A 23,424-nucleotide genomic window follows, 5' to 3' on the forward strand; every position below is an offset into this window, starting at 1 on the left:
CCTTGGCGGGATGACCGCACGCTGTCCGCGTGCGGTCGGGCATGGCTGGACGGTGCATCGGCCGCTCGGCGGCAGATGGCGCTGCATTCCTCACGAACCCGTCGCGAGCTGCGCGAACGGTGGTCGTGCGGGCCTGTGCGGCCTCTCGGCGACTCGGTTTACAACGTTATATAGGCGGGTTGGCGCGGGCGGCAAGAGAGTTGTCGCCGCGTTTCCAAAATGTGTCGCGCCACAACCGCCCCGCGCGGTGGGGGTGTTCCGTGCCGGCCGGCCCACCCCCCTGTCCGGCGGGCCGTCAGGCGTCGCCCATGACCAGGCCCTCGATCGTGTGTTTCTGGACGATGGGGGCCAGTTCCTCCACGACCGGGCAGTGCAGGTGCGCCCGGACCCGGCCGGGCAGCGCGGCCCAGTAGGCCTGGGTCACCGCCATGTCGTGGTGCCCGTCGTTGCCGGCGCCCGGGGCGTCCACGCCCAGCACCAGCACCGGCCGGGGGTCGGGCGACCGGTTGGCGGTCCCCCGGTGGACCGTCAGCGCCGAGCGGGCCGAGATGTCCCCGCGCCTCGGGTACTTGCGCTCCGCGAGCGCGGTGTAGCGCGGGTAGTCCTCGCGGGGCGGGAACATCGCGTGACCGAAGCGGGCGTCGTCGTCCCACTGGGTGCCGGGGGCGATCTCGAAGGGCCCCATGTCCTCGCGGGTGTCGACCGCGGTGAGGTTGAAGGCGAGGGAGGTCAGCCGGCGCTCGCGGCGCGTCGCGTCCGGCATGGGGAAGTCGCGGTGCCAGGGCTGGTTCACGGCCCCGGCCAGCGGTATGTCGAACCCCAGCTCGACGATGCGGTAGTCGGGCCCCAGGACCGCCTCGCACACCGCGTCCACCCAGGGGTGGCCGACGAGGTCCACGAAGCCGCGCAGCTGCTCGGGGTGGATCTCCACGTAGTAGCGGTGCGGCCCCCGGCCGACCGCGCCGCCCTCACGCCCGCGCGCCTCGGCGAAGGCCTTCTCGATGTCCTCCCGCATCCGGTCGGCCCACTCGGGGGCGAACGCGCCGCGGCAGGCGGTGATCCCGGCCGTGTGCAGCTCACGCACGGCCGTGTCGAGGGCCGCGGCGGGGACGGGGGTGGTCACGGGTTCGTACATGGGGGGTCCTTCCATGGGCGGACACGGGGCGAAGAGAGGGCGGCCGAGGGCGTGTTCACCTCGTCGGCAAGCTTGCGCGGCCCATATTGCAACGTTGCAATCACCGTGGCAAGAGGGAGTGCGCCCCTTCTCCCGCCGGGGCTGTTACGGTGCACTGCGGACACAGGCGCGGCCCGTCGCCCCCAGGGGCGCGCGGCCCGGCCCGCCGCACCCCCGCGAGGCCGGAGAGGGACAGGAGCACACCCGTCGTGGCTGCGAGACTCAAGGACGTCGCCGCGCTGGCCGGTGTCTCCGTGCGGACCGTCTCCAACGTCGTGAGCAACACCGCCACGGTCGCCCCGGCGACCCGGGCCCGGGTCGTGGCCGCGGTGGAGGAGCTGGGCTACCGCCCCAATCTCGCCGCCCGCAACCTGCGGCAGGGACGCACCGGGCTCGTCGGCGTGGTCGTGCCCGAGATCCACTCCCCGTACTTCGGCGCACTGGCCGGTCACCTCATCGACGCCGCCCAGGAGCGCGGCTGGACGGTGCTGCTGGAGCGGACCGGGGGGCGGGCGGAGCTGGAGCGGCGTCTGCTGGACGGCTCGGAGGGGCGGCGGGTGGACGGGATGATCGTCAGCCCGTGGTCGACCTCTCCGGCCGAACTGGCCTCGCTCGCGGGCGGCTTGCCACTGGTGGTCCTCGGTGAGCTGGAGCCGCACGGGTCGATCGACCATGTCGCCCTGGACAACGTGGCGGCCGCCCGGTCCGCCGCCCGTCATCTGGCCGCGCCGGGCCGCCGGCGGATCGCCGCGGTCGGCCTCCAGTCCGCGCTGGGGCACGGGACCGCCGAGCTGCGCGCCGAGGGCTTCCGGCAGGGGCTCGCCGAGACCGGGCTTGCCCCGGTGGCGGAGGTGGAGGTGGCCGATCTGCACCGGGCGGAGGGGGCGAGGGCGATGCGTGAGCTGCTGGCGCTCCCCGGGCGCCCCGACGCGGTGTTCTGCTTCAGCGACGAACTCGCCCTGGGAGCCCTGCGGGTGGCCGCGGAGCAGGGGGTGCGGGTGCCGCGGGACATGGCGCTGATGGGATTCGACGACATCGAGGACGGGCGGTTCAGCGCCCCCTCCCTCACGACCGTCGCCCCGGACCGGGAGCAGATCGCCGAGCGGGCGGTGCAGTGCCTGGCCGAGCGGGTCCTCGGCCGGCTCGGCACGCTGCCCGGCCGCCGGATCGTCGTACCGCACCGCCTGCTGGCGCGGGAGAGCACCGGCGCCGAGGTCACCCCGGTGTGACGGGGGCCGCGGTGCCGGTGCGGGTGTGCGGGCCCCCGGCGGCGCGGCTCCCGCTCGCGCCGTCGGGGTGTCCGCACGGGGTGCGCCCTACGGCTTCTCGCCGTCGTGCAGCGCGCCCACCTCCTTGTCGGTCAGCGCCCTGTCGTAGACGCGTACCTGGTCGACCGCGCCGTTCCAGAAGTCGGTGTTCCCGCCCGACCACTTGGCGCGGCCCACCGCGAGGGCGCCGGTGCTGACGTCGGCCGGTCCGGCCGCCTCGGTCGCCGCCAGCGCGCCGTCGACGTACAGCTTGATCTCGTCACCGCTGCGGACGCCGACGAGGTGGTACCAGCGGCCGAGTTCGGGCTTGGTCACCAGCCGGGCCCGGTGGGCGCCGGGGGTGGAGAAGGCGAAGGCGCCCTGCCCGTACTGGAGGTAGAAGGGGTTCTCCTGACGCCGGCCGTCCTGGCTGACGACGGTGGCGTAGTTGCCGGGGAGCGCGTCGAGCGAGGCCCAGGCGGAGACGGTGTAGTCGCCGGTGGTGTCGAGGACCGGTCCGTCGGTCTGGGCGTACTGGCCCTCACCGTCGAACCTGAGCGCCGAGCCCCGGACCCCGGGGGTCCAGGACGTGCCCGGGGAGAGGGTGAGGTGCTTGCGGTTGGGGCCGCTGTCGGCGGCCTTGGTGCCCTTGTTCTCGTCCAGGGACCAGGCGCCGCCGCCCTTGACCGTGTCCCGCTGGCCCGCCGCGGCACCGGCCGCGATGACCTCCCGGTTGATCTTCCGCACCTTGGCCTGGTCGACCTTGATCTCACGGCGGTCGTACGTCCAGAGGCCGTTGAGCTCGTTCTCCAGGTCGGTCACCTGGGTGTAGATGGAACCGGACAGCTCCGCGCCGGCCGCCTCCAGGTAGTGCGTGCGGGTGTTCTCGACATACTTGGCGGTCAGGGCGTCCTTGTCCGCCACTCCGCTGTAGATCGCGGTGGGCGCGCCCGGCCACATGTGTCCGGGCATCCGCAGGGTGAAGCCGCCGTGCTCCCCGTCCATCGCGGCGCGGTTCGCGTCCGGGAAGGCCGGGTCGGTGTTGTTGTAGTCGTGGTGGTCGATGATGTCGCCCTTGCCGGAGTCACCCTTGGAGTTGCAGCAGTTGACTCCGCTGTGGGCGCTGACGACCCGGGAGGGGTCGGCCGCCTGGACCCTCTCGGTGATCTTTCCGGTCTCGGTGCGGTCCCACTCGCCCCAGCCCTCGTTGAAGACGATCCAGGCGCCGATCGAGGGGTGGTCGTGGAGCTGCTCCATCATCTCGGCGCCCTGGTCGAGGAAGGCCTTCTGGCCCTTCTCGCCGGTGATGTTCCCGGAGACGAAGTCCTGCCAGACCAGCAGTCCGAGCTTGTCGGCGTGGTAGTACCAGCGGTCGGGCTCCACCTTGATGTGCTTGCGTACGGAGTTGAAGCCGAGGTCCTTCTGCGCCTTCAGGTCGAAGACGAGGGCCGCGTCGCTGGGTGCCGTGTTCAGGCCGTCGGGGTAGAACCCCTGGTCGAGCATGGCGAGGGAGAAGAACGGCTTCCCGTTGAGCACCAGCTTCTGGTAGCCGCCGACCTTGGCGACACCGAAGGAGCGCATCCCGAAGTAGCTGTCGACGGTGTCCTTGGAGCGGCCGTCCTTGAGGGTGACCTCCAGGTCGTACAGGTACGGGTCGTCCGGCGTCCACAGGTGCTGCTTGGCCACCGGAAGGCTCAGCTCACGGTTGGCCGCGCCGGTCGTCCTGCCGACGACCTTGCCCTTCTTGTCGCGGGCGACGGCGGTGACCTGGGCCGACTTCGAGGCTCCCGCGGAGTTCACGGTCAGGGCGAGCCGGCCCGTGCCGATGTCGGGGGTGGTCGTCAGGGAGTCCACGGCCGCGGGGGCGACGGGCTCCATCCAGACGGTCTGCCAGATGCCGGAGGAGGCGGTGTAGAAGATGCCGCTGGGGTTCGCGGACTGCTTGCCCGTGGGCTGGTCGGCTCCGGTGGTGTCGGTGACGGCGACCACGATCTCCTGGGTGCCGCTGCCCCGGAGCGCGTCGGTGATGTCGGCGCTGAAGGCGGTGTATCCGCCGGTGTGCTCGGCGACCTGCCGGCCGTTGACCCAGACCGTCGCGTGGTGGTCCACGGCACCGAAGTTGAGCTTCAGCCGGTCGCCGTCGCGCTTGCCGGCCTTCCAGCTCTTGGGGACGGTGACGAGCTTGCGGTAGAACATGTGGTCTTCGTGGCGCTCGATCCCGGAGAGCTGGGACTCGACCGGGTAGGGCACGGTGATGCGCTCACCGAGCTTCTTGCCGAAGACCGGCTTCTCGCCCGCCTTCGCCCCGGCGAACTCCCACGGCCCGTTGAGGTTCTGCCACCGGTCGCGCACCTGCTGCGGGCGGGGGTACTCCGGCAGCGGCTTCTTGGCGTTGACCTTCTCACCCCACGGGGTGAGCAGGCGCTGGGTGGAGCGGTTCTCGGCCCGGCGGGTGATCGCCGGGACGCTCTCGCCGCCCGCCTTCAGGCCGCCCTCGCCGTCGTACGCGAAGCGGACCCGCTGGTCCTTCTGGACGGCCGCGCCCAGGGTGACGACCAGGGTCCTGGAGTGGCCGGGGGCCTGGCTCACCGACTTCACGGGCATCGGGGTGGTGTCCGCCTCGACGGTGAGGTGGTCCTTGACGCCCCGGATGTCGCGGACGGGGCCGTCGAAGGTGGCGCGCAGCGTGCGTCCGTCCTCGGCGAGGCGCAGGCCCACGGGGTAGACCTCGAAGTCGGCGGGCGGGGTGAACGCCGACTCGGGGACGATCTGCTTGGCGAGCTTCGCGCTCGACCAGCGCAGGAACATGTTGGCGCCGCCGGTGTCCTGGAACATCTCCAGGCGGAAGTCGTGGCGTTCGCCGGCCTTCAGGGTGAGCGGTGCGCTGGTCTGCTCGTTGTCCCAGTCCGGTTCCCAGTGGTCGATGACCGGCTTGCCGTCGATGAAGAGCCGGAAGCCGTTGTCGCCGATGGCGTGGAAGGTGTAGTCGCCGGTCTCGGGGGCCTCGATCTGCCCGGTCCAGCGGGCGGTGGTGTGTTCGGTCCTGCCGGTGGTCGACTCGAACTCACCCGTGAGACCGGGGAAGTTGATGTCGGGGTCGAGCGATACACCGCCGAGTACGGCGAAGTCCCGGGCACCGGGCGCCGACATGGCGTAGTACTCGCCCTTCAGGCCGTGCACCTCGGTGGCGGGGTTCTTCGCCCCGAAGGCCGCCGCGGTGGTGCTCGCGGAGTCCGGGGCGGGGGCGGCGGCGGCCGGGACCAGGGTGGCCCCGACGGGCAGCAGCAGCGCTGCCGTGCAGACCAGTGTTCTCAGCAGAGTGCGGTGGCGGGCTGGTTGTCGCATCAAGGCGTCGTCCTCGTCGAAGAAGCCGAAGTGCCCCCGAACGGCGGAGCACTGCACATAGTCGAACATTGAGCCACAGCCTCGAACACGCTGACAACGGTCGTGCAGCGAGAATTTTCAACGATAGAAAGATATCGCCCACCCCGCCCCGGCTCCCGGCACCCCGGACCCCGGTGCGCGGACAGCAGGTGCGCACCGGGGTCCGGGACCGGGTTCAGGGGACGGCTACCGCGGCAGATCCGCAGGTCCGGTGGCCCAACTCGGGTTGGGACGGTCGGCCAGCCGGTAGGTCACCGAACCACCGCGGGTGACCAGCCGGGCATCGGTCCAGGACCGGTCGCTCGGGCGCCCGTCCACCCGGACGGAGTCGATGTACGAATGTGTCGCGTCGGCCGCCGGGGCCCGGAGGGTGATGTCCTTCCCGTGCGGACGGTCCAGCACGGCGGACGGGAAGAGCGGCGCCCCGAGCAGCATCGTGGCACTGCCGGGCGTCTGCGGGAAGAGGCCGAGGGCGGCGAAGACGTACCAGGCGGACATCGTGCCGAGGTCGTCGTTGCCGGGCAGACCGCGCGGCCCGGTGCCGTACACCGTGTCCACGATCTCCCGTACGGTCTCCTGGGTCTTCCACGGCTGCCCCAGCGCGTTGTACAGCCACGGGGCGTGGATACCGGGTTCGTTGGTGGGGTCGTAGCGCAGCGCGTCGCCGCCCTTCACCGACCAGGAACCGTCCGGCTTGTGGAAGAAGGCGTCCAGTCGCTCCGCCGCGGCGTCCCGGCCCCCCATCGCCTCGGCCAGCCCCCGCACGTCCTGGGGGACCATCCAGGTGTACGTGGCGCTGGTGCCCTGCGCGAAGCCGTTCTCGCTGCCGGGGCTGAACGGCGTCACCCAGGAGCCGTCGAGGTTCCGGGCCTGGACGTACCCCGTCGTCCCGGAGCCGTCACCGGCCCCGGGGTTGAAGACGTTGCGCCACCAGCGGCCGCGCTCCTCGAAGGAGGCGGCCTCCTCGTCCCGCCCGAGCAGGCGGGCCCAGCGGCCCAGCGCCGCGTCGGCCACCGCGTCCTCCAGCGTCTCGGCGGCCCCGCCCCAGCAGTGACAGACGTCCTGCGCGGCGTAGTGGGAGTCCAGGTACTGCGCCAGGTTGGGCCGTTGACCGGTGCACTGTCCCGGGCACCCGGCGTCCGACAGCCCGTCGGGGTGCGGCACGGTGGCCTGCCGGGCCAGGGACTCGAAGGCGCCCTCGTAGTCGAAGTCGAAGTTGCGGACGCCCATCGCGTAGAAGGTGGCGAGGGTCGCCGCCGAGGGGTCGCCGGTCATCACATGGGTGGCGCCGTTGACGTGCACCCAGCGGTCCCACACGCCGCCGTTCTGCCGGGCGAAGTTGTAAAGGGACTGCGCGAAGTCCCCGGCGATCTCCGGCTTGAGCAGCGCGAGGAGCTGGATCTGCGCCCGGTACTGGTCCCAGCCCGAGAAGTTGCTGTACTGGGCCTTCTGACCGCGCGTCACCCGGTGCGCCGCCCCGTCCATGCCGGGGTAGCGGCCGTCGCGGTCGCTGATCAGGTTGGGCTGCATCAGCGCGTGGTACAGCGCGGTGTAGAAGGTGGTGCGCCGCGCCTCACCGCCGCCGCCGACGCGTACGGAGTTCAGCTCGCGGTCCCAGGCGCGCGATCCGGCGCGGGCGACGTCGTCCACGCTCGCCCCGGGGGCTATCTCCTGACGGAGGTTGGCCTCGGCCCCGGCCTGGCTGACGTAGGAGATACCGATCCGCATCCGCACGTCGTCGTCCGATGAGGTGTCGAAGCCGACCCAGCCGCCCGAGCCCCGCCCGGCCCGGTCGGCCCCGGTGGCGTAGCCCTCTCCCCCGCTCGCCCGGGTGGACCCCGGCGCGAGGGTGTCGTCCTTCCAGGTGCCGGTGGAGGCGAAGGCGCGGTCGAAGGAGGCGCTGAAGTAGAGCCGGTAGTAGCTCTTGCGGTTGTTGGTACCGCCGTTGGCGCGCCGTCCGCAGAACGCGCCGGTGAGCACCGAACCGGTCACCTTGCGGTGAGCGGTGTCGATGTGGATCTCGGCGTCCTCGCTGCCGTTGAGGGAGTTGGAGACCCGGAAGAGCAGGTTGGCGGGCTTGTCCGCCGGGAAGCGGAAGTCGGCCACGCCCGCCCGTTCGCTCACCGCGAGGTCGGCGGAGGCACCGGAGGCGAGTCCGAGCGTGTAGCGGCCGGGGACGGCGCGCTCGTCGTCGTGGGAGAAGTCCGCCGCGTAGACGGCGTCCTTCGTGTCGGCGGACGGGGACGAGGTGATGTCCCCGACGAACGGCATGACCGGCACGTCACCGGCGGCACCGGGGTTGCAGCCGGCCCCGTTGACATGGGTGAGGCTCAGGCCGCGCAGCCGGGTCGCCCCGTACTCGTAGCCGTTGGCGGCCCCGGTGCCGGTCTGGTCGCCGGTGGTACTGGTCGGTGACCAGGCCATCATGCCGTACGGGAGCACGGCGCCGGGGAAGGTGTTGCCCCCGTTCGCGCTGCCGATCAGCGGGTCCACGTACGCGGTCGGCCGGGTGACGAGCGTGTCGGCCTGGGCGGCGGGCGGGGTGACGGCGCCGGCGAGCGTGCCGGCGAGGACGACGGCGGCGGCCCGCGTGACGGCCGTCCGGAGGGCGGGATGTCTGGGTGGCATGGCGCGGATACTCCTCCATGGGGGGATGGACAACGTTGTCGGAACCCGGAGGGATCCGGTGTCCGCCAGCGTCGGCCGGTGCGCGGCCGAGCGTAGATCGCCAGGGCGTGCGGGGGAATGCCGCGTACGGAGGGGACCGGTGAACGCGTGGTGAACGCACTGGTCGGCGGCACCGGCTGACGTGGTGTCAAGGACCGCGGAGGACGGTGGGCGATCCGGTGACCGGCGAGCGGGGCCGCCGGTCCCGGGACGCTACGGCGTGGTGACGGCCGGCCGGGGCGCGGTGGGCGCCCCGTCGCCGATGGCGAAGCTGGGGTGCGGCGGCTGGTTGTACGCGGCGTTCTGCCAGGCCAGCGCCGTGCGGTACACGGTGTCGTGGAGCAGCGTGGTGATCTTCGTCCCGGTCTCGTACGGCGTGGAGTAGATCCGCAGCGCGGTGTTGTTGGTGGTCGGCCAGACCACCTCCTCCCGCCAGTCGCCGAGGATGTCGCCGGAGAGCGCCGGGGTGGCCTTGGTGCCGTTGTTGGAGTGGACCGAGGCCGCGGTCAGCAGGCGGGTGTCGCCGGAGGGGCCGTACTTGTCGATGTGGGTGCCGTCGAGGAGTTCACGGGTGGTGTCGCCGTCCCACCAGGCCAGGAAGTTGGTGCTGGAGGGCTTGCGGCCGCTGACCACGGTGCCCTTCGGGTCGCGTACGCCGGAGACGGCGGACGACCAGGACTCGGCGCCGGGGCTGCCGGCCCAGATGTCACCGGACACCCCGCGTCCGTTGTCCCCCGCGGCCGGGGTGGACCACAGGATCTGGCCGGTCTTCGCGTCGGCCATCCAGGAGGACGGCTTCGCGCCGTCCTCGTCCACCTTGAACTCCTCCAGGCCGGGCCGCGAGGGGTCGAGGTCGCCGACGTGCATGGCGTCGCCGTGCCCGTTCCTGGTGGTCCACAGCGCACTGCCGTTGTCGTCCACGGCCATGGCGCCGTACACGATCTCGTCCTTGCCGTCGCCGTCGACGTCGGCCACCGAGAGCTGGTGGTTGCCCTGGCCGTCGTATCCCTTGCCGGTGTTGGTCGAGCTGTTGGTGTCGAAGGTCCAGCGCCGGGTGAAGGCGCCGTTGCGCCAGTCCCAGGCGGCGACGACGCTGCGGGTGTAGTAGCCGCGCGCCATGATCAGGGAGGGCCGGGAGCCGTCCAGGTAGGCGGTGCCGGCCAGGAAGCGGTCGACCCGGTTGCCGTACGAGTCGCCCCAGGAGGAGACGGTGCCGCGCGCCGGGACGTAGTCGACGGTGCCCATCGCCGCACCGGTGAGGCCGTTGAACATCGTGAGGTATTCGGGTCCGGACAGGATGTAGCCGGAGGAGTTGCGGTGGTCGGCCGAGGCGGTGCCGATGACCTTGCCGGTGCCGTCGACGCTGCCGTCGGCGGTCTTCATGGCCACCTCGGCCTTCCCGTCGCCGTCGTAGTCGTACACCTGGAACTGCGTGTAGTGCGCCCCGGAGCGGATGTTGCGCCCGAGGTCGACGCGCCACAGCCGGGTGCCGTCGAGCTTGACGCCGTCGAGGACCGTGTTGCCGGTGTAGCCGGACTGCGCGTTGTCCTTGGCGTTGGTGGGCTGCCACTTCAGTACGAAGTCGAGGGCCCCGTCGCCGTCGAGGTCGCCGACGGACGCGTCGTTCGCCTCGTAGGTGTAGGCGACGCCGTCGGGCGTGGTGCCGCCCGCGGGCGGGCTGATGGGCACGTCCTTGTAGCCCGCGCGGAACTGGACCGCGTGCGCGGAGTCGGCCTGCTCGACGCCGTTCACCACCGCGCGCACGGTGTAGTCGGCGGTCGCGGGGGCGTCCGCGTGGAAGTAGTTGGCCGAGGCGGTGACCGGCGAGGGGTTGACCTTGGTGCCGGCCCGGTAGACGTTGAACGCGACGGTGTCGGGGTCGGTGCCCAGCCAGCGCCAGCTGACGAGGTTCCCGCTGTTGGTGTGGACGCTCACGACACCGCGGTCCAGCTTCTCGGCCTGCCGGGCGGTGGCGGCCTGGGACGTCGGTCCGAGGGCGACGAGGCCGGTGGCGGCGAGCACTCCGGCGGTCAGCGAGCCGACCAGCGCGTGGCGACGGCCGCGGCGGCGCCCGCGGTGGACGGGGGGTTCGGGGCGGGGAAACGAGGGCTCCACGAGAGACACCTTCTGCCGGGGACGGGTTACGCCCCGTCAGTTGCTCCCGGACGCCGAAAGGTTGCCGCCGGACTCCGGTGTTCCGCCGAGCGCCTTGTCAGGGGCCGCTTTCCCGCCGGCCGCCGTTCCACGGGCCGCTTTCCCGCCGGCCGCCGTACGGCGCCCCGCTCCGGCCGCGCGCGCCGCGGAGTGCAGGGAGCGCAGGGCGAGCAGCAGGAAGCCGATGTCGTCCAGGTAGACGGGGTCCGGCAGGAGGTCCACCGGGGAGACGGTGTAGATCACCGCCGCCCAGACCAGCGCCTTGTCCCGGAGCGGGACACCCGCGGCCAGGAGCAGCTTCCTGGCCTTGAGGACCCGGACGAGGAGGACGGCGGCGGTGCCCGCCATGAGCAGGGCGACGAGCGCGCCGAGAAGGAGCCAGACCGTGGTGTTGTCCATGGTTCATCGTCCTCCCGTCCGGGGTCCGCGGACCCCGGGTCTCATCCGTTGCTCCTGGCCTGCCGGCGGGAGCGGCGCTTGAGGGTCCTGCGCTCCGTCTCGCCGAGGCCGCCCCAGACGCCGGTGTCCTGGTTGTTCTCCAGGGCCCAGTCCAGGCACTGCTGCCGGACGGGGCAGCTCCGGCAGATGGCCTTGGCCTCCTCGGTCTGCACCAGGGCGGGGCCGGTGGTGCCGATGGGGAAGAAGAGGTCGGGGTCCTCGTCGCGGCAGGCCGCGTGTGTGCGCCAGTTGTCCATGGTCTCACTCCCTGTGTGCGGGGTCGTGCCGGACGTCGTACACCGTGCGGGTGACCGCCCTCGGACGGTCGAAACCCACCGCGGCCCCTGGTTCCGGGCCCGCCCGGAAGGCACTGGGCGCTCCGGGACGGCCGGTTGACACCCATCGGCGCAGGTCGTCGGCGCGGGGTGCCGGCCGGGGCCTCGGCGCGGGGCGTGACGCGGCCGCGCGCCTCGTCCACGTGCGGACGGACGCGGGCCCGTACCACCGCATCACGCGCGGGCCCCGTGGCCCGGCGCGCGCCGGATCAGAGCGCGGGCGTGTCGTACGGGAGGGGTGTGCCGGGGGGCGGGGCGGCCGCGCACGCGCCGTCCAGGCGGATGCGGTAGTCCATGACGACCGCGGGGTCGTCCACGATGTCGGCACGGCCGCCGGGAATCTCCAGGACGGCCCGGTCACCGATCTCCGGCGTGGGGACGCGGAGCACGTACAGCGGTGGCAGGCCGGTCATGGCGTGCGGCGGGGCGTCGAGGGGGACGGTCTGCACGGTGAGGTGCGGCCGGTGCGCGGCCTCGGCGAGCCGTTCCCGCTGCTCGGCCATCACCCGGTCCCCGCCGACCCGGGTGTGCAGCGCGGCGGCCGGCAGCAGGGCCCACAGGGCGGCGCCGCGCTCCTCCAGGCGGCGCTGCCGCTCCCCCAGCAGTTCGACGCGCCTCTCCCTCCGGGCGGGGGTGTCGGCGGGGTACAGGGTGCGGTAGAGGGCCGCCGTGTAGGCCGGGGTGCGCAGCAGTTCCGGTACCAGGGCGGGGTGCCAGGTCCTCACGAGGCCGGCGGACGACTCGATGCCGATGACCTCCTGCTGCCAGGGCTCCATGGCGTCCCGCCATTCGTGCCACCAGCCGGGCAGGTTCGCCGAGCCCAGTCCCGCCATGATCGGGTCGGCCTCGGCGGCGGAAACCCCGTAGCGGTCCAGGAGGACGCGCACCTGGCGGGCGTCCAGTCCGGTCTCGGCGCGTTCGATACGCCGTACGGTCGCCGGGTGCGCGTCCAGGGCCAGGGCGGCGGCCCGCATGCTGACGCCCGCGCGCTCACGCAGGATGCGCAGGCGTGCGGCCAGGACGCGGTGCTCGACCGTGGGGCCGGATCGGGGCCTCATGCGCGTACCTTTCCGGTCGGCTCGTCGCCTTCGGGTTCGGAATCGGAAGCGTTCGTTCATTCTGTCGCTTGCAAAGTATGTCCTTTGCGCGGAGAGTACATACATGTCGGAAATATCCACGTGTACTCAGCTTGCCCCGGAGGACGCCGGCAACCGGAGTGCACTGACCTGGTGGGTCTCCCGCACCCCTGAAGGCGTCCCCGAGGCGAGGCACCGAGCGCAGGAGGCGATGAGGCGCTGGGGAGAATCCGGTGACCGCGCCGAGACGGCCGCTCTGGTCGTGACCGAACTGGTCGCGAACGCCGTGCAGCACACGACGGGACGGCGGATCAGGTGCCGTCTCGTGCGGACCGCCGACGGTCTGCGCGTCTGTGTGTGGAATCGCGGACGGGCCCGTGTGCCCGCCCCGGCGCGCCCCGCGCATCCGGGTGCCGTCCCCGCGGGCCCGCGCGCCCCGCTCCCCCGCAGGCCGGACCCGCACGCCCACCGGCCACGGGCCGGGACGGCCGAGGGGCCGGGACCGGTGGCCGTGGACGGCACACACAGTCCGGAGGACCCGGACGGCTTCGATCTGGCGTCCCTGTCCGAGGGCGGCCGCGGTCTGATGCTGGTGGACACGCTGGCGACCCGCTGGGGTACGCGCACCAGCCTGTCCGGACGGCTGGTCTGGGCCGACGTCTGAGCGCCGGCCCGGCCCGTCAGACGGCTGCCGTACGGCACTCCGGGTGGCCCCAGCCATGAGGGTTCTTGGCGATCATGTCCTTGGCCGCGTAGGGCTGTCCGCAGTGGCACCGGCCCGCGAACTTCGCCCGGATCGTCGCCCCGGCGCGTGAGGCCCTGCCTTCGCCGGTGCCCGCCGCCGTCCCCTTCTTCGCCGTACGGGCCTTCACCACGCCGCTCTTGTGCGCCCGCGCGGGTGCCGGCACCGGCTCGGGCGAGCCGTACGCCGTCCCGGCCGCCCGCTGCGAGACGGCCGCCTCGCTCGCGGCCTGGTCCGCGAGCGCGTTGAGCGGGTCGCCGTCCACCTGGTGCGCCGGTACGTAGCGGAAGGTGACGCCTCGGCCTTCGAGCAGGCCGTCGATCTCCACCACCAGCTCCCGGTTGGCCACCGGCTTGCCCGCCGACGTCTTCCAGCCGTTGCGCTTCCAGCCCGGCAGCCACTTGGTGACGGCGTTCATCGCGTACTGCGAGTCCATCCGCACCTCGATCGGCAGCGCCGGATCGGTGGACGTCAACAGCTCCCGCAGAGCGGTGAGTTCGGCGATGTTGTTGGTGGCGCCGCCGAGCGGCCCCGCCTCCCACCGCTGCGGGCGCCCCTGCGCGTCGGCCACGACCCACGCCCAGGCCGCGGGTCCCGGATTTCCCTTGGATGCGCCGTCACAGGCGGCGATGATGCGGTCTTCCATGCCTTGATCATGCCAGCACGGCTGTTCAGGTCACGCCCGAGCCGGTGGCCGCACCGCCTCCCGGACCACGGCGCCGTGACGGGGTGGCCGGGGCCGCTTACGTCCCGGAGGGCCGGTCGGCCGACGTCGCGGGGCCCCGGCCGGGGCCCCGCGACGGGTGTCGGGGAACGCTCAGAGGGTGCCGGACGCGGAGACCGCGATCGGCGCCTTCGTCTGGCCGGACTGCGAGCCGTAGGACTCGATCTTGCGGACGAGCGCCATGCTGTCCTCGTCGGCGACCTCGCCGAACACCACGTGCTTGCCGTCCAGCCACGGGGTGGCGACGGTGGTGACGAAGAACTGCGAACCGTTGGTGTTCGGGCCCGCGTTGGCCATCGACAGCAGGCCCGGCTTGGTGTGCTTCAGCGTGAAGTTCTCGTCGGCGAACTTCTCCCCGTAGATGCTCTTGCCGCCGGTGCCGTTACCGCGCGTGAAGTCGCCGCCCTGGAGCATGAAGTCCGGGATGACGCGGTGGAACGGGGATCCGGCGTAGCCGAAGCCCTTCTCGCCCGTGGCCAGCGCGCGGAAGTTCTCCACGGTCTTGGGGGTCACGTCGTCGAACAGGTTGAACACGATCCGCCCGGCGGGCTTGTCGTCGATGGTGATGTCGAAATACGCCTTGATGGTCATGGGTCCATCCTGACATCACCGATCACCTCTCCGTGCACGGACCCCGCCCGACACGGTCGCGCCCCACCGTGCCGGAACACAGTGCCGGAACACAGTGCGGGACGCGGGGCGCCACGGAGCACTTCCGTGACACCCGGACCGTCCGGGACCCGGTCGGCGGCGGTCGCGCGGCGGTGTCCTCACCCACGGGACGCCGGGGCCCGGACGGCGGCGCCGCTCGCCCCGCTTGGGCCCTCCACCGCCCGTACGGTCCGCACACGGGCGGCGAGCGCGGCGGCGCTCCCTCCGATCCGGGTGCCCTCGCCCCGGGCGAGCAGGTGGCGCGTCCGGGCCCACAGCACCTCGCGCGGGGGCGCGACGCGGACCCGCCCGCCGGCGCCGGTGACCAGGGCGTTCACGGGGGCCAGCGGATCGCTCGCCGCCGCCCTGGCCAGCAGGACTCCGGCGGCGAGCGGAAGCAGGGCCACGGCGAGCGCGGTGCCGGCGGTGGTCAGGTTCTGGACGCGCGGGTGCCGCCGCGCTTCGGAGGTCATGGGCCTCATTCGACCAGCGGCGGGCCACGGAGGCATCGGACGGCGTACTCAGCCGGACCGCCGCCCGGTACTCATCCGGCCCGGGGGCGCGGTGCTCAGTCCTCCGAGCCGTCGGGCGGGCCCCAGTGGGAGAACCGGGGCAGCCACTTCACCCGGTAGTCGGGGTGCCCCGCGTGCTCGGCGGCCATCTGGCGTACGACGAAGCCCAGCCCCACGGCCCGCCCCGAGGGGAAGTCCTGGTGCGGGCGGTCCGTGTCCAGGGACGCGATCTCCTCGTACTCGTCCAGCAGGACCCGGTTGGTCTCGACGCGCCGCAAGGTGCGTGCCGGGTCCTGGAAGGCGATGTGGCGGTCGTAACCGCGCGACCGTACGACGAAGGCGATGCCTCCCGTCCGGTCGTGCACCTCGCCGGGCACCTCGGCGGGACACCGCCAGCCGTCCCCGCCGGCGTCCCGCGCGACGCGCTCCTCCTCGGCGAGGCGTGCGCGCACGAAGGCCAGCAGATCCGCGTTGTCCGCCATCTGGTTCGGTACCTTTCTCCGTCGCGGGCAGGCACGACGATATACCGAGCTCCGGCACCGGGGCAGCCGCCCGACCGGCGGGAACGCCACGGGACCGCGCCGGCCGGAGGCGTCGGTCCGGCCCGGTCCGCGCGCCCCCGGCGACCCGCCCCCGCACGGCGGGCCGGCCCCGTCGGTGCCGCGGGCCCGCCCGGGATGCCGGCGAGCCCCCGTCAGTCCGGCGGGTCCGTGCGGCAGGCCAGCAGGAGCGCGATGTCGTCGGGGCGGTTCTCGTCCTGCCCCGCCCGTGCGATGACCCGGTCCGCCACCTGCGCGAGCGGGACGCCGCCCACCTCGGCCAGGGCCGCCCGCAGGCGTTCGATCCCCTCGTCGATGTCCTCTCCGGCCTTCTCCACCAGCCCGTCGGTGAACAGCGCGAGTACGTCACCGGGGGCCAGCAGGCCGTCGGTGACCGGGTACGAGGCCTCCGGGTCGACGCCGAGCACCACCCCGCCCGTCAGGTCCAGCACCTCGGCCCGGCCGTCGGCGTGGCGCAGTACGGGCTGGGGGTGCCCGGCCCGTACCGCCTGGATGCGCCCGCTGCCGGGGTCCAGGAGCACGTAGCAGCAACTGGCGAACTGCCCCGGGTCCAGGTCGATGAGCAGCCGGTTCGTGGCCTCCATGGTCTCCTGCGGGTCATGTCCGGTGAGCGCGAACGACCGTACGGCGCTGCGCAGTTGACCCATGGTGGCGGCCGCCGCGACCCCGTGCCCCTGGACGTCCCCGATGATCAGGGCCAGCCCGCTCCCGGTCTCGATGACGTCGTACCAGTCGCCGCCGACGTCCATGCCCTGCGTGCCCGGCAGATAGCGCCCCGCGGTCTCGACCCCGTCGCAGACGGGGAGTTGGTGCGGCAGCAGGGCGTCCTGGAGGCCGCGGGCGAGAGCGGCCTCGGAGTCGTAGCGCTGGGCCCGCTGGAGGGCCTGGGCGATGAGGCCGGCCAGCGCGGTGAGCACGGTCCGCTCCTCCGGGCTGAAGCCGCGTGGCTGGTCGAAGCCGAGAATGCACGAGCCGACGGAGCGCCCGGAGGCGATCAGCGGCAGGAAGGCGCGGGCCCCGACGTCGGTGTCCCGGGGGATGCCGGGATAGGCCTCCTCCAGTTGCGCCATGGACTCGAAGAACAGCGGCCGCCCGGTGGTGAGCGTCTCCACGCCGGGGATACGGGCGTCGAGGCCGATCCCGTCGAAGCCCGCCAGGAAGCCCCTGGGGAAGCCGGTCTCCCAGGCCAGGTAGAGGCGCCGCTCGTTCAGGAGGTAGATGGCGAGCTGCCGGCCGCCGAACGCGGGCAGCAGCTCATCGGTGACCACGGCGGAGACCTGGCGGGCGGTCATCGCCTCGGTCAGGGCGATGGCGAGGGCCACCGGCCGGTACAGGACGGCCGCGCGGTCCGCCGGGGACCCCAGCCCGGCGCTCGCGCTCGCGCCGGAGTCGGCGGTGTCCTCGTGCCGCCCCGTGGTGCTCGCGGTCACGGTGATGCCGTCCCGGCCGGGGTACAGCGCCACCGAGAGCAGCGTGGCAGGGGTGTGGCGGGCGAGGAAGTACACGGGGTCGGCGGAGAACAGGGCGGCCCGCAGGTGGTCCTCGTAGGCGGGGTTCGCGAGCCAGGGCAGGGCCTCGGCCAGGGTGCGGCCGACCAGGTCGGCGCGGGTGACGCCGAACAGTTCCTCGGCCGGCCGGTTGACGTGGGTGACGCGGCCCGTGCGGTCCAGCGAGAAGATGGCGCGCGGCAGCCGGTCCGCCGCCTCCGGGACGACCGGCTCGGTCCCGGTGTCGAGCAGCACCCCGGTCAGCCGGGGCGCGGGGCCGTGGCCCGAGAGTTCCAGCAGGAGGGCCCGCCCGTCCGGGCCCCGCAGCCGCGTCCTTCGCACCCGGGGCCCCTCGTGCCGGACGACCATGCCGGCCAGGGTCCACAGTCCGGCCACGTCCTCCGGGGGCAGCCGGGACGTCAGCGCGTCCATGGTGCTCGGCGGCCGGTCCACGGGCTCGGTGCCGAAGATCACGCGGGCCCCGTCGTCGGCGGTGACGGCGCCGGTGGCGAGGTCCCAGGTGAAGTGGCCGACGCGGACGGGCCGGGTGGCCTCGGCGGGCAGCCGGACGGTGAGGGGCTCGCCGTCCCACACGATCTCCGTCCCGTCCCGTTCCAGCTCGGTGAAGGCGTCGCCGAGCCGTTCGGCGACGTCCTCCAGGCGGCGGCGGTCGTTGGCGCCGACGGGTTCGCCCCGGGTGGCGTGGCGCAGGACGACGAGGACCCCCACGACGGTCGGGCCGCTCCGGACGGGCACGTACAGCGAGCCGAAGGGGAACGGCAGGCCGGCCATCAGCTGGGGAAAGCGGCGCATGGCCTCCTCGGCGTCCCCGAGGTAGACCGGCATGCCCGAGCTGTAGGACTCGGCCACCGGGAACGGCCGGTTGACGTGCATGCGCCACCAGGGCCGCATCAGCCGGCCGGGCAGCCCGGCCAGGACGGCCATCAGCAGGAGCCCCGGGGTCCCGGAACGCAGGTAGACGCCGCCGGCGTAGCCTCCGGCGGCGTCGACGGCGTTCACCACGGCGCGTGCCATCGCCAGGGACAGCCCGTCGGGCACGCCGCCGCCCTGGGGTCTCGGGGTCACACGACAAGGATGCGCAGCCGCGCCGCGGCGCGCACGTCCACGGCCCCGTGCGGGGCCGTGGACGTGGTGTGTCAGGCGCGGGCGGGCACGCCGGGCTCGGTGCCCGTACGGGAGCACACGGACGCGGCGACCTCGGAGGCGAAGGCCAGCAGGGCCCGGACGTCGGGCGGGTCGGACGGCCCGGCGAAGGAGCCCCCCGCGCCCAGGCCGCTCAGCAGGCCCGCGACGAAGGCGTCACCCGCTCCGATGGTGTTGACGACCTCGACGGGGGTGGCCGCCACGGACACCGGGGGCGCGGCCGGGGTGTAGGCCGTGCTGCCCCGGGCCCCACGGGTCAGCACCACCAGCCGTCCGCCGTCGGCGAGTGTCCGGCAGGTGTCCTCCGGGTCCGCCTCCGGCCACAGCAGTGCCAGGTCCTCGTCGCTGGCCTTGACGACGTGCGCGAGGCGGCACAGCTCGCGCAGGGCCGCCGGACCGCGCTCGGCGTCCAGGGTGCGGTCCCGGCGGACGTTGGGGTCCACCACGAGGAGGGAGTGCTCGGCGGCGGCCAGCGCGGTCGCCCGTACGGCCTCGGCGGCGGGTTCCACCACGGCGGCGAGCCCGCCCACGTACACGGCGCCGAAGCCGGCCGCCCGCGCCGAGAGGTCCGGGAGCCGGAAGGTCGCCGTGTCCTGGAGGTGGAAGTGGTAGCCCGTGCCGTCGGCGCCGGGGTCGGCGACGGCCAGCGCGGTGGGCAGGTCGCTGCGGACGCAGAGGCCGAGGTCCACCCCGGCGGCCCGCAGCCGGTCCTCGACGGTACGGGCGAAGCCGTCGCCGCCGAGGCCGCCGGCGAAGGCGACCGGGGTGCCGAGCCGGGCCAGCGCGACGGCGACGTTGGCCGGGGCGCCGCCGAACTGCGCGGCCCGCACACCGCCGTCCCCGGCCACCGGGACGAGGTCCATGAGCGCCTCGCCGACCACCAGGACCGTTCCGGGGCCGCCGGTCACGGCTCGACCACGATCTTGCGCCCGATGCCCGCCTTGAAGCGGTCGATGGCCTGCGGGTACTGCTCCAGCGGCAGCCGGTCGCTGATGAACACCGACGGGTCGAGCACCCCGCTCGCGAAGAGCGCGGCGGCGCGTTCGTAGCTGTGCAGGACCGCCATCGAACCGGTGATGGTGATCTCCTGGTTGTAGATGCGGTACGGCTCGATGACGGCGGTCGTCGCGTAGTCGGCGACCCCGAACTGGAGGAAGGTGCCGCCCTTCGCGACGCGCCCCAGGCCGTCCTGGATGGCGCCCGCGTTGCCGGTCGCGTCGATGACGACGTCCCAGCCGCCGGGCTGCTCCAGCTCCTCGGCCCCGGCGGCGGACCGGGAGCAGCCGAGGAGGCCGGCGGTGCCGAGCCGGTCGGGGTTGACGTCCAGTACGTCGACGGAGGCCGCGCCGGTGCGCTTGGCGAGCTCCAGCATCATGAGGCCCATGGTGCCCGAGCCGTAGATCAGCACCTCGGCGCCGAGGGTGCCGCTCAGCACGTCGTAGCCGCGCACCGCGCAGGACAGCGGCTCGACGAGGGCCGCGTCCTTGACGTCGATGTGGTCGGGCAGTTTGACGCAGTTGGCCACGGGCGCCACGGCGAACTCCGCCGCACCGCCGGGGACGGTGACGCCGATGGCGGCCCAGCGTTCGCAGAGGTTGCCGCGTCCGACGCGGCAGTAGCGGCACTCGTGGCAGTGCAGGGAGGGGTCGACGGCGACCCGGTCGCCGACGGCCAGTTCCGTGACGTCCCGGCCGGTGCCGACGATCTCGCCGGCGAACTCGTGCCCCGGGACGATGGGCAGGGTGGGTGCGAACTCCCCCTGGAGGATGTGCAGATCGGTTCCGCACAGGCCGCACGAGGCGACGGAGACCACGACGTCGCGGGGGCCCGGGGTGGGGTCCGGGACGGTGGTGACGGAGACCTTGCCGGGGGCTTCGACGATCGCTGCCCGCATTATTTCACTGCTCCCAGAGAGAGGCCCTGGACGAGTTTGTCCTGGGCGGCGTAGCCGGCGGCGAGCACCGGCAGGGACACGACGACGGAGGCGGCACACAGCTGGGCCAGGAAGAGGCCCTGGCTGGTGACGAATCCGGTGAGGAAGACGGGCGCGGTCTGGGCGACGACGCCGGTGAGCACCCGTGCGAAGAGCAGTTCGTTCCAGCTGAAGATGAAGCAGATCAGCGCGGTGGCGGCGATGCCGGGGGCGGCCATCGGGGCGACCACGCGGGCCAGGACGGTCGGCAGCCGGGCGCCGTCCACCTGGGCGGCCTCGATGACGGAGACGGGCACGTCGGCGAGGAAGGACTGGAGCATCCACACCGCGATCGGCAGGTTCATCGAGGTGTAGAGCAGGACCAGGAGCCAGATGTTGTCGAGCATCCCGGCGTTCTTGGCGAACAGGTAGACGGGCAGCAGTCCGGCGACGACGGGCAGCATCTTCGTGGAGAGGAAGAAGAACATCACGTCGGTCCACTTGCGTACCCGCCGGATGGACAGCGCGTACGCCGCCGGAAGCGCCAGCAGGAGCACCAGGAGCGTGGAGAAGAAGGACGCGCCCAGGGAGTTGAGCAGGGGCGGCCAGGGGGTCACTCCCGTGTCGGCGCCGAAGAAGGCGCGGTAGCCGTCGAGGGTGAGCGGGGCGAAGAGGGAGGGCGGGTTGGTCGCCGCGTCCGACTCGGCGTGCAGCGAGGTCAGGAGCATCCAGAGCGCGGGCAGGCAGAACGCGAGTCCTGCCGCCCAGGCGAGCAGGCCGAGCGCCGTCGAGCGCCGCTTGGCCCTGCGTGCCGTACGGGGCACGGCCGGGGAGGACGCGGGGGCGGTGGTGGTGGTCATGCGCGGTTCGCCTCCTCACTGAAGAGGGACGAGACGACCCGGAGCGCGAAGGTGGCGATGATGATCGTGCCGATCACGACGACGACTCCCGCGGCGGACGCCAGTCCGTATTCGTGGGCTTGGTAGAAGGTCTGGTAGATCGTGTACGGGAGGTTGGCGGTGCCGAGCCCGCCCGCGGTGAGGGTGAACACGGCGTCGAAGTTCTGCACGATGTACACCGCCCCGAGCAGGATGCCCAGTTCGAGGTATCTGCGCAGGTGAGGCAGGGTCAGGTAGCGGAAGGTCTGCCAGCCGCTCGCCCCGTCGAGGCGCGCGGCCTCGATCACCTCGGCGGGCCGGCTCTGGAGTCCGGCGAGCAGGATCAGCATCATGAACGGGGTCCACTGCCAGACCAGCGCGGCGATGACGGCGAGCAGCGGCATCTCGGCGATCCAGTCGGGCTGGCTCGGGGAGGTGTCGCCGAAGAGGTCGCCCACCCAGCTCAGGGCGCCGTTGAAGAGTCCGTACTCCGGGTTGTAGAGGGCGTGCTTCCACAGCAGCGCGGCGGAGACGGGGACGAGCAGGAACGGTGTGATGAGGAGGGTGCGGACCACTCCCCGGCCGAAGAACGTGCGGTCCAGGAGCAGGGCGAGGGCCAGCCCCAGGACGACCGTGGCGAGGACGACGCCCGCGGTGAGCAGGACCGTGGTGACGACCGAGTCCCGCAGCGCCGCGTCGGTGAAGACGGAGGCGTAGTTGCCGAACCCGTTGAAGCTGCGCTTGTCGGGGTTGAGGGAGTTCCAGTCGAAGAGCGAGATGACGAGAGTCGCCACGAACGGCAGCTGGGTGACGACGATCAGGAAGACCAGCGCGGGCAGGAGCGGTGCCCGGGTGGCCCAGGCCCGTCGTCCGCCCTTCTTCCCGGGGGCGGGTGGGGTGGTGCGGGGCGGGGAGGCGGGTGTGGTGCCGACTGCTGTGGTCATCGGTACTCCTTGGCGACCTGCTCGGCCAGCTTCTGGGAGGTGGAGAGGGCCTGGTCGACGGACTGGCGGCCGGCGATCGCGGCGCTGATCTCGTGCGCGACCTTGGTGCCGAGATCGGTGAACTCGGGTATGCCGACGAACTGGATGCCGGCGGTGGGGCGGGGCTGGGTGCCGGGGTTCAGCGGGTCGGCGCCGGAGATGGCCTGTTCGGTGACGTCGGCGAAGGCTCCGGCCTCCTCGCGGTAGGCGGGGTCCGCGTACGTGGAGGCCCGTTTGCCGGCGGGTACGTTCGCCCAGCCGCTGGTCTCGCCGACGAGTTGCTCGTACTCCTTGCCCGACGCCCAGGAGACGAACTTCCAGGCGTCGTCGGCCTTCCGGGACGCCTTCTGGATGCCCCAGGCCCAGGTGTAGAGCCAGCCGGAGCTCTTGGTCTTCTCGACCGGGGCGGGCACGTAGCCGATCTTGCCCTTCACCGGGGAGCCGGACGCCTCCAGCGATCCGGCGCCGGCGGTGGCGTCGTACCACATGGCGGTCTTGCCCTGTGTCATGTTGTTGAGGCACTCGGCGTATCCGGACTGGGAGGCGCCGCGCTCCCCGTGCTTGCGCACGAGGTCCACGTAGAAGTGGGTGGCCTCCTTGAACTCCGGTGACGTCAGGCGCGGTTGCCAGTCCTCGGTGAACCAGGTGCCGCCCATGGTGTTGACGACGGTGGTGAGCGGGGCGATGACCTCCCCCCAGCCGGGCAGGCCGCGCAGGCAGATGCCCTTCATACCGCGCTCGGCGCCGTCGGTCCGGGCCGCGAGGTCGGCCACCTGCTGCCAGGTGGGGTGCTCGGGCATCGTGAGGCCCTGGGCCTCGAAGACGTCCTTGCGGTACATGAGGAAGGACGACTCCCCGTAGAAGGGTTCGGCGTAGAGCGTGCCCTCGGCGGTGAGCGAGTCCCGCAGCGGCTTGAGGATGTCCTGCTGGTCGAAGGCGGTGTCCTGCTCGGCGTAGTCGTCGAGGGCGTGCAGCCAGTCGTTCTTCGCGAAGAAGGGCACCTCGAAGTTGCTGATGGTGCCGACGTCGTACTGGCCCGCCTGGTTGGAGAAGTCCTGGCTGATCTTGTCGCGGACGTCGTTCTCCGGGAGCACGGTGAAGTTGACCTTGATACCGGTCTCCTTGGTGAAGTGATCCGCGGTGAGCTTCTGCAACTGCAGCATCTGCGGGTTGTTCACCATCAGTACGTTCAACGCGTCACCTCCCCCGAAGGAGGTGCCGCCGGCTCCGGCGCACCCGGCGGCGAGAAACGCCATCGTCGCTGTGCCCGCGACCGCACGCACGCGGATCCCACGGCGCCGTTGCTGGTGGGGCATAGATTCTCCTGATCGGTCGT

The 23,424-nt window shown here is 72.7% G+C and carries 19 protein-coding genes; 2 read left to right on the forward strand and 17 right to left on the reverse strand.

Features of this window, described 5'->3' with window-relative positions; translation table 11 throughout:
• Positions 1 to 295 precede the first annotated feature (295 nt).
• Entirely contained in the window at positions 296 to 1,135 is an 840-nt protein-coding gene (locus tag B9S64_RS00965; protein ID WP_103490861.1) for a phytanoyl-CoA dioxygenase family protein, read from the reverse strand.
• Positions 1,136 to 1,383: 248 nt separating this feature from the next.
• On the opposite strand from B9S64_RS00965, the gene B9S64_RS00970 reads away from it, so the two are divergent.
• Entirely contained in the window at positions 1,384 to 2,403 is a 1,020-nt protein-coding gene (locus tag B9S64_RS00970; RefSeq protein WP_103490860.1) for a LacI family DNA-binding transcriptional regulator, read from the forward strand.
• Positions 2,404 to 2,490: 87 nt separating this feature from the next.
• On the opposite strand, the gene B9S64_RS00975 is transcribed toward B9S64_RS00970, so the two are convergent.
• From B9S64_RS00975 to B9S64_RS01000, 6 genes are all read right to left on the reverse strand, one after another.
• Positions 2,491 to 5,835, reverse strand: a complete 3,345-nt coding sequence (locus B9S64_RS00975) for a LamG-like jellyroll fold domain-containing protein (RefSeq protein ID WP_374936063.1) — start codon at positions 5,833 to 5,835, stop codon at positions 2,491 to 2,493.
• A 156-nt stretch (positions 5,836 to 5,991) separates the two neighbouring features.
• Positions 5,992 to 8,433: a GH92 family glycosyl hydrolase gene (locus B9S64_RS00980; RefSeq protein WP_103490859.1), complete on the reverse strand. Its 2,442-nt coding sequence runs from the start codon at positions 8,431 to 8,433 to the stop codon at positions 5,992 to 5,994.
• 252 nt (positions 8,434 to 8,685) lie between these two features.
• Positions 8,686 to 10,587 carry a rhamnogalacturonan lyase gene (locus B9S64_RS00985; protein ID WP_103490858.1) on the reverse strand — a complete coding sequence of 634 codons (1,902 nt, stop codon included), beginning with the start codon at positions 10,585 to 10,587 and terminating at the stop codon, positions 8,686 to 8,688.
• Between the two features lie 36 nt (positions 10,588 to 10,623).
• Positions 10,624 to 11,025 carry a YkvA family protein gene (locus tag B9S64_RS00990; protein WP_107498638.1) on the reverse strand — a complete coding sequence of 134 codons (402 nt, stop codon included), beginning with the start codon at positions 11,023 to 11,025 and terminating at the stop codon, positions 10,624 to 10,626.
• Positions 11,026 to 11,066: 41 nt separating this feature from the next.
• Positions 11,067 to 11,321 (reverse strand): WhiB family transcriptional regulator, encoded by a 255-nt coding sequence (locus tag B9S64_RS00995; protein WP_103490857.1) that lies wholly within the window; start codon positions 11,319 to 11,321, stop codon positions 11,067 to 11,069.
• A 287-nt stretch (positions 11,322 to 11,608) separates the two neighbouring features.
• On the reverse strand, positions 11,609 to 12,457 hold the full coding sequence (locus tag B9S64_RS01000; protein WP_103490856.1) for a Scr1 family TA system antitoxin-like transcriptional regulator: 849 nt from the start codon (positions 12,455 to 12,457) through the stop codon (positions 11,609 to 11,611).
• Between the two features lie 229 nt (positions 12,458 to 12,686).
• On the opposite strand from B9S64_RS01000, the gene B9S64_RS01005 reads away from it, so the two are divergent.
• Positions 12,687 to 13,139 (forward strand): ATP-binding protein, encoded by a 453-nt coding sequence (locus B9S64_RS01005; RefSeq protein WP_374936064.1) that lies wholly within the window; start codon positions 12,687 to 12,689, stop codon positions 13,137 to 13,139.
• Between the two features lie 16 nt (positions 13,140 to 13,155).
• On the opposite strand, the gene B9S64_RS01010 is transcribed toward B9S64_RS01005, so the two are convergent.
• The 10 genes from B9S64_RS01010 to B9S64_RS01055 all read right to left on the reverse strand — a co-directional run bounded on the left by B9S64_RS01010 (position 13,156) and on the right by B9S64_RS01055 (position 23,404).
• Positions 13,156 to 13,863 carry a ribonuclease H gene (locus B9S64_RS01010; RefSeq protein ID WP_103490854.1) on the reverse strand — a complete coding sequence of 236 codons (708 nt, stop codon included), beginning with the start codon at positions 13,861 to 13,863 and terminating at the stop codon, positions 13,156 to 13,158.
• A gap of 171 nt (positions 13,864 to 14,034) precedes the next feature.
• Positions 14,035 to 14,532, reverse strand: coding sequence for a peptidylprolyl isomerase (locus B9S64_RS01015; protein ID WP_028441853.1), 498 nt, complete (start codon positions 14,530 to 14,532; stop codon positions 14,035 to 14,037).
• 179 nt (positions 14,533 to 14,711) lie between these two features.
• A complete protein-coding gene (locus B9S64_RS01020) occupies positions 14,712 to 15,065 on the reverse strand; it encodes a hypothetical protein (RefSeq protein WP_258037818.1) in 354 nt (117 codons plus the stop codon).
• 95 nt (positions 15,066 to 15,160) lie between these two features.
• On the reverse strand, positions 15,161 to 15,586 hold the full coding sequence (locus B9S64_RS01025; protein WP_103490853.1) for a DUF6221 family protein: 426 nt from the start codon (positions 15,584 to 15,586) through the stop codon (positions 15,161 to 15,163).
• Between the two features lie 212 nt (positions 15,587 to 15,798).
• Positions 15,799 to 18,186 (reverse strand): SpoIIE family protein phosphatase, encoded by a 2,388-nt coding sequence (locus B9S64_RS01030; RefSeq protein WP_103489654.1) that lies wholly within the window; start codon positions 18,184 to 18,186, stop codon positions 15,799 to 15,801.
• Positions 18,187 to 18,308: 122 nt separating this feature from the next.
• Complete coding sequence (locus B9S64_RS01035; protein WP_103489648.1) at positions 18,309 to 19,223, reverse strand: PfkB family carbohydrate kinase; 915 nt, start codon at positions 19,221 to 19,223, stop codon at positions 18,309 to 18,311.
• Positions 19,220 to 20,209, reverse strand: coding sequence for a zinc-dependent alcohol dehydrogenase family protein (locus B9S64_RS01040; protein ID WP_103489649.1), 990 nt, complete (start codon positions 20,207 to 20,209; stop codon positions 19,220 to 19,222). Before B9S64_RS01040 ends, B9S64_RS01035 begins: the two co-directional genes overlap by 4 nt.
• Positions 20,209 to 21,087, reverse strand: coding sequence for a carbohydrate ABC transporter permease (locus B9S64_RS01045; RefSeq protein ID WP_103489650.1), 879 nt, complete (start codon positions 21,085 to 21,087; stop codon positions 20,209 to 20,211). Before B9S64_RS01045 ends, B9S64_RS01040 begins: the two co-directional genes overlap by 1 nt.
• On the reverse strand, positions 21,084 to 22,049 hold the full coding sequence (locus tag B9S64_RS01050) for a carbohydrate ABC transporter permease (RefSeq protein WP_103489651.1): 966 nt from the start codon (positions 22,047 to 22,049) through the stop codon (positions 21,084 to 21,086). Before B9S64_RS01050 ends, B9S64_RS01045 begins: the two co-directional genes overlap by 4 nt.
• Positions 22,046 to 23,404 (reverse strand): sugar ABC transporter substrate-binding protein, encoded by a 1,359-nt coding sequence (locus B9S64_RS01055; protein WP_103489652.1) that lies wholly within the window; start codon positions 23,402 to 23,404, stop codon positions 22,046 to 22,048. The genes B9S64_RS01050 and B9S64_RS01055 overlap by 4 nt, the downstream gene beginning before the upstream one ends.
• Positions 23,405 to 23,424: the final 20 nt, after the last annotated feature.

Source organism: Streptomyces sp. SM18 (genome assembly GCF_002910775.2).
In the GTDB taxonomy this organism is placed as follows: Bacteria; Actinomycetota; Actinomycetes; order Streptomycetales; family Streptomycetaceae; genus Streptomyces; species Streptomyces halstedii.

Excerpts from the sequence above, each read along its gene's own strand:
- B9S64_RS00965 (WP_103490861.1), bottom strand. The coding sequence starts at position 1,135 with ATGTACGAACCCGTGACCACCCCCGTCCCCGCCGCGGCCCTCGACACG.
- B9S64_RS00975 (WP_374936063.1), bottom strand. The coding sequence starts at position 5,835 with ATGTTCGACTATGTGCAGTGCTCCGCCGTTCGGGGGCACTTCGGCTTC.
- B9S64_RS00980 (WP_103490859.1), bottom strand. The coding sequence starts at position 8,433 with ATGCCACCCAGACATCCCGCCCTCCGGACGGCCGTCACGCGGGCCGCC.
- B9S64_RS00990 (WP_107498638.1), bottom strand. The coding sequence starts at position 11,025 with ATGGACAACACCACGGTCTGGCTCCTTCTCGGCGCGCTCGTCGCCCTG.
- B9S64_RS00995 (WP_103490857.1), bottom strand. The coding sequence starts at position 11,321 with ATGGACAACTGGCGCACACACGCGGCCTGCCGCGACGAGGACCCCGAC.
- B9S64_RS01000 (WP_103490856.1), bottom strand. The coding sequence starts at position 12,457 with ATGAGGCCCCGATCCGGCCCCACGGTCGAGCACCGCGTCCTGGCCGCA.
- B9S64_RS01005 (WP_374936064.1), top strand. The coding sequence starts at position 12,687 with ATGAGGCGCTGGGGAGAATCCGGTGACCGCGCCGAGACGGCCGCTCTG.
- B9S64_RS01010 (WP_103490854.1), bottom strand. The coding sequence starts at position 13,863 with ATGGAAGACCGCATCATCGCCGCCTGTGACGGCGCATCCAAGGGAAAT.
- B9S64_RS01015 (WP_028441853.1), bottom strand. The coding sequence starts at position 14,532 with ATGACCATCAAGGCGTATTTCGACATCACCATCGACGACAAGCCCGCC.
- B9S64_RS01020 (WP_258037818.1), bottom strand. The coding sequence starts at position 15,065 with ATGACCTCCGAAGCGCGGCGGCACCCGCGCGTCCAGAACCTGACCACC.
- B9S64_RS01025 (WP_103490853.1), bottom strand. The coding sequence starts at position 15,586 with ATGGCGGACAACGCGGATCTGCTGGCCTTCGTGCGCGCACGCCTCGCC.
- B9S64_RS01030 (WP_103489654.1), bottom strand. The coding sequence starts at position 18,186 with ATGGCACGCGCCGTGGTGAACGCCGTCGACGCCGCCGGAGGCTACGCC.
- B9S64_RS01040 (WP_103489649.1), bottom strand. The coding sequence starts at position 20,209 with ATGCGGGCAGCGATCGTCGAAGCCCCCGGCAAGGTCTCCGTCACCACC.
- B9S64_RS01045 (WP_103489650.1), bottom strand. The coding sequence starts at position 21,087 with ATGACCACCACCACCGCCCCCGCGTCCTCCCCGGCCGTGCCCCGTACG.
- B9S64_RS01050 (WP_103489651.1), bottom strand. The coding sequence starts at position 22,049 with ATGACCACAGCAGTCGGCACCACACCCGCCTCCCCGCCCCGCACCACC.
- B9S64_RS01055 (WP_103489652.1), bottom strand. The coding sequence starts at position 23,404 with ATGCCCCACCAGCAACGGCGCCGTGGGATCCGCGTGCGTGCGGTCGCG.